Origin of the sequence: Marinobacter sp. C2H3, assembly GCF_037080155.1 — a bacterium.
Classification (GTDB): Bacteria; Pseudomonadota; Gammaproteobacteria; order Pseudomonadales; family Oleiphilaceae; genus Marinobacter.
In genome coordinates, this window is the sequence record NZ_JBBBNZ010000008.1 from 1 (window position 1) to 5,573 (window position 5,573).

Annotated in this window: 2 tRNA genes and 3 rRNA genes; all 5 read right to left on the bottom strand. The window is 54.2% G+C overall.

The features are described 5' to 3' along the window. Positions 1-44 precede the first annotated feature (44 nt). Positions 45-160 (bottom strand): 5S ribosomal RNA (gene rrf / locus V3388_RS16325). An 81-nt stretch (positions 161-241) separates the two neighbouring features. Then, positions 242-3,132 (bottom strand): 23S ribosomal RNA (locus tag V3388_RS16330). A gap of 318 nt (positions 3,133-3,450) precedes the next feature. Continuing rightward, positions 3,451-3,526: transfer RNA gene (locus tag V3388_RS16335), tRNA-Ala, on the bottom strand. A 223-nt stretch (positions 3,527-3,749) separates the two neighbouring features. Further along, positions 3,750-3,826 (bottom strand) — tRNA-Ile (locus V3388_RS16340). Positions 3,827-3,913: 87 nt separating this feature from the next. Then, a 16S ribosomal RNA gene (locus V3388_RS16345) occupies positions 3,914-5,454 on the bottom strand. Together the 16S, 23S and 5S rRNA genes with 2 tRNA genes alongside form the textbook arrangement of a ribosomal RNA operon. Positions 5,455-5,573: the final 119 nt, after the last annotated feature.

A 5,573-nucleotide genomic window follows, 5' to 3' on the forward strand; every position in this document is an offset into this window, starting at 1 on the left:
AAAAAACCCCAGCATCGCGAGATGCTGGGGTTTGGGTATTAAGAGCCTGACGATGACCTACTCTCGCATGGGCAGAAGCCACACTACCATCGGCGCTGGTCTGTTTCACTTCTGAGTTCGGGATGGGATCAGGTGGTTCCAGACCGCTATGGTCGTCAGGCAAAACGGTTGATCACTGGGGGACGGGATAGAACGTGATATTCGATTTCGTTGCGTCATCCGCAATTGTCTTGGGTGTTATATAGTCAAGCCGCACGAGCAATTAGTATCGGTTAGCTCAACGCCTCGCAGCGCTTACACACCCGACCTATCAACGTCCTGGTCTTGAACGGCTCTTCAGGGCCCTCGAGGGGCCAGGGAGATCTCATCTTGGAAGGGGCTTCCCGCTTAGATGCTTTCAGCGGTTATCCTGTCCGAACATAGCTACCGGGCAATGCCACTGGCGTGACAACCCGAACACCAGAGGTTCGTCCACTCCGGTCCTCTCGTACTAGGAGCAGCTTTCCTCAAATCTCCAACGTCCACGGCAGATAGGGACCGAACTGTCTCACGACGTTCTAAACCCAGCTCGCGTACCACTTTAAATGGCGAACAGCCATACCCTTGGGACCGGCTTCAGCCCCAGGATGTGATGAGCCGACATCGAGGTGCCAAACACCGCCGTCGATGTGAACTCTTGGGCGGTATCAGCCTGTTATCCCCGGAGTACCTTTTATCCGTTGAGCGATGGCCCTTCCATACAGAACCACCGGATCACTATGACCTGCTTTCGCACCTGCTCGACGTGTCTGTCTCGCAGTTAAGCGGGCTTGTGCCATTACACTAACCGCATGATGTCCGACCATGCTTAGCCCACCTTTGTGCTCCTCCGTTACGCTTTGGGAGGAGACCGCCCCAGTCAAACTACCCACCACACAGTGTCCTCGTCCTGGATAACAGGACAGAGTTAGAACCTCAAACAGGCCAGGCTGGTATTTCAAGGTTGGCTCCACGATGACTGGCGTCACCGCTTCAAAGCCTCCCAGCTATCCTACACAAGCATGCTCAAAGTTCACTGTGAAGCTATAGTAAAGGTTCACGGGGTCTTTCCGTCTAGCCGCGGATACACCGCATCTTCACGGCGATTTCAATTTCACTGAGTCTCGGGTAGAGACAGCGCCCCCATCGTTACGCCATTCGTGCAGGTCGGAACTTACCCGACAAGGAATTTCGCTACCTTAGGACCGTTATAGTTACGGCCGCCGTTTACCGGGGCTTCGATCAAGAGCTTCGCCGAAGCTAACCCCATCAATTAACCTTCCGGCACCGGGCAGGCGTCACACCCTATACGTCCACTTTCGTGTTTGCAGAGTGCTGTGTTTTTAATAAACAGTCGCAGGGGCCTGGTATCTTCGACCGGCTTCCGCTCCACCCGCAGGGGCTTCACGTACACGCCGGCGTGCCTTCTCCCGAAGTTACGGCACCATTTTGCCTAGTTCCTTTACCCGAGTTCTCTCAAGCGCCTTGGTATTCTCTACCTGACCACCTGTGTCGGTTTGGGGTACGGTCTTAAGTAGCCTGAAGCTTAGAAGATTTTCCTGGAAGCATGGCATCAATGACTTCGCGTCCGTAGACACTCGTCGTCACGTCTCAGGATTGTGGACCCGGATTTGCCTAAGCCCACTCCCTACTCGTTTAAACCGGGACAACCGTCGCCCGGCTCACCTAGCCTTCTCCGTCTCTCCATCGCAGCTACCCAAGGTACGGGAATATTAACCCGTTTCCCATCAACTACACCTTTCGGTCTCGCCTTAGGGGCCGACTCACCCTGCGCCGATTAGCGTTGCGCAGGAACCCTTGGTCTTCCGGCGTGCGGGTTTTTCACCCGCATTGTCGTTACTCATGTCAGCATTCGCACTTCTGATACCTCCAGCAAGCTTCTCAACTCACCTTCACAGGCTTACAGAACGCTCCCCTACCCCGCACACGTAAGTGTGCAGCCGCAGCTTCGGTGACCAGTTTGAGCCCCGTTACATCTTCCGCGCAGGCCGACTCGACTAGTGAGCTATTACGCTTTCTTTAAAGGGTGGCTGCTTCTAAGCCAACCTCCTAGCTGTCTGAGCCTTCCCACATCGTTTCCCACTTAACTGGTACTTGGGGACCTTAGCTGGCGGTCTGGGTTGTTTCCCTCTTCACGACGGACGTTAGCACCCGCCGTGTGTCTCCCGGATAGTACTCACTGGTATTCGGAGTTTGCATCGGGTTGGTAAGTCGAGATGACCCCCTAGCCGAAACAGTGCTCTACCCCCAGTGGTATTCGTCCGAGGCGCTACCTAAATAGCTTTCGGGGAGAACCAGCTATCTCCGGGCTTGATTAGCCTTTCACTCCGATCCACAAGTCATCCCCTGGCTTTTCAACGACAGTGGGTTCGGGCCTCCAGTGCCTGTTACGGCACCTTCACCCTGCTCATGGATAGATCGCCCGGTTTCGGGTCTATGCCCAGCGACTGTGTCGCCCTATTCAGACTCGGTTTCCCTACGGCTCCCCTAAACGGTTAACCTCGCCACTGAACATAAGTCGCTGACCCATTATACAAAAGGTACGCCGTCACGGAACAAGTCCGCTCCGACTGCTTGTACGCATACGGTTTCAGGATCTATTTCACTCCCCTCACAGGGGTTCTTTTCGCCTTTCCCTCACGGTACTGGTTCACTATCGGTCAGTCAGGAGTATTTAGCCTTGGAGGATGGTCCCCCCATCTTCAGTCAACGTTTCTCGTGCGCCGACCTACTCGTTTTCACTGAACTCGGGTTTCGGATACGGGGCTATCACCCACTATGGCGGCCCTTTCCAGAGCCTTCTCCTACCGGTCGTTCAGCTTAAGGGCTGGTCCCCGTTCGCTCGCCACTACTTGGGGAATCTCGGTTGATTTCTTTTCCTCAGGGTACTTAGATGTTTCAGTTCCCCTGGTTCGCCTCTTACACCTATGGATTCAGTGTAAGATACCAACCCGAAGGTTGGTGGGTTTCCCCATTCAGAGATGCCCGGATCACAGCTTGTTTGCCAGCTCCCCGAGCCTTATCGCAGGCTACCACGTCTTTCATCGCCTCTGACTGCCAAGGCATCCACCGTATGCGCTTAGTTGCTTGACTATATAACCCCAAGACAACTGATCACGATTCAACGCGCACCAGGCAAGCCTGATGGGTGTTGTTTCGAGACAGCCGACTGAAGTCATACAACAACCACTTCAACGACAACACCGGATAACGCTTGAAATCGCTATCACTTTGAACCCTTCTCTCGGAGATAATGAGAGAAGAAATTCTGTGTTCTATCTCGTCCAAATTGTTAAAGAGCAATTCTGACCCAGTGATCAGAAAGAAGGGCTTCGAACGTCATCACGTTGAAACACTTGTTTCTGCACACTGCTAACCGGAGTTAGTCAGTTTATTCGTATCTGGTCTAATTGGTGGAGCCGAGGAGGATCGAACTCCTGACCTCCTGCGTGCAAGGCAGGCGCTCTCCCAGCTGAGCTACGGCCCCAGAACTTGTTCAGCTTCCGTTACCCGTCGTTGCAGCATTCGCTCACTTCGGTCATGACCCATCGAGGGTCACTCCCTTACTCGCTCAAGCTGCGCCTAGGTTAACGAAACCTGCCCTGCGTTCTGCTATCGCCTCCCGGACCAGAATTTTTCTGATCTAGGCGTCGAAGTGCGCCGCATAGCCTGCTATGCAAGTGCTTCGACAACGACGAGCAGGGAAATTCTGGTGGGTCTGGGTGGACTTGAACCACCGACCTCACCCTTATCAGGGGTGCGCTCTAACCACCTGAGCTACAGACCCAATGGTCGGGCCTGTCAGACCCTTTTGCTCTCTTTCTCGTGAATCAAGTAATTCGTGTGGACTCTGACCGAGGCTGTCAGCATCGTTTAAGGAGGTGATCCAGCCGCAGGTTCCCCTACGGCTACCTTGTTACGACTTCACCCCAGTCATGAACCACACCGTGGTGATCGTCCCCCTTACGGTTAGACTAACCACTTCTGGTGCAATCCACTCCCATGGTGTGACGGGCGGTGTGTACAAGGCCCGGGAACGTATTCACCGCGACATTCTGATTCGCGATTACTAGCGATTCCGACTTCACGCAGTCGAGTTGCAGACTGCGATCCGGACTACGACGCGTTTTAAGAGATTGGCTTACCTTCGCAGGTTTGCAGCCCTCTGTGCGCGCCATTGTAGCACGTGTGTAGCCCTGGCCGTAAGGGCCATGATGACCTGACGTCATCCCCACCTTCCTCCGGTTTGTCACCGGCAGTCTCCCTAGAGTTCCCACCATTATGTGCTGGCAACTAGGGATAAGGGTTGCGCTCGTTACGGGACTTAACCCAACATCTCACGACACGAGCTGACGACGGCCATGCAGCACCTGTCTCAGAGTTCCCGAAGGCACCAATCCATCTCTGGAAAGTTCTCTGGATGTCAAGGCCAGGTAAGGTTCTTCGCGTTGCGTCGAATTAAACCACATGCTCCACCGCTTGTGCGGGCCCCCGTCAATTCATTTGAGTTTTAACCTTGCGGCCGTACTCCCCAGGCGGTCAACTTAGTGCGTTAGCTGCGCCACTAAGACTTCAAGAGTCCCAACGGCTAGTTGACATCGTTTACGGCGTGGACTACCAGGGTATCTAATCCTGTTTGCTCCCCACGCTTTCGCACCTCAGCGTCAGTATTGGTCCAGGTAGCCGCCTTCGCCACTGGTGTTCCTTCCTATATCTACGCATTTCACCGCTACACAGGAAATTCCACTACCCTCTACCATACTCTAGCCTGACAGTTCGAAATGCCGTTCCCAGGTTGAGCCCGGGGCTTTCACATCTCGCTTATCAAACCGCCTACGCGCGCTTTACGCCCAGTAATTCCGATTAACGCTTGCACCCTCCGTATTACCGCGGCTGCTGGCACGGAGTTAGCCGGTGCTTCTTCTGTGAGTAACGTCAATCCCAAAGGGTATTAGCCTTTGAGCCTTCCTCCTCACTGAAAGTGCTTTACAACCCGAAAGCCTTCTTCACACACGCGGCATGGCTGGATCAGGGTTTCCCCCATTGTCCAATATTCCCCACTGCTGCCTCCCGTAGGAGTTCGGGCCGTGTCTCAGTCCCGATGTGGCTGATCATCCTCTCAGACCAGCTACGGATCGTCGCCTTGGTAGGCCTTTACCCCACCAACTAGCTAATCCGACTTAGGCTCATCCGATAGCGCAAGGTCCGAAGATCCCCTGCTTTCTCCCGTAGGACGTATGCGGTATTAATCCGGGTTTCCCCGGGCTATCCCCCACTACCAGGCAGATTCCTAAGCATTACTCACCCGTCCGCCGCTCGTCAGCGGGTAGCAAGCTACCCCTGTTACCGCTCGACTTGCATGTGTTAAGCCTGCCGCCAGCGTTCAATCTGAGCCATGATCAAACTCTTCAGTTTAAATCACGCAGGATCCGTAGATCCCAATTCTTGCTCAAGACAAAACTCAATTTCGACGAGTCGCTGCCTTGATATATCGTATCCGACATACCTCGGCCAGCGCCCACACGAATTACTTG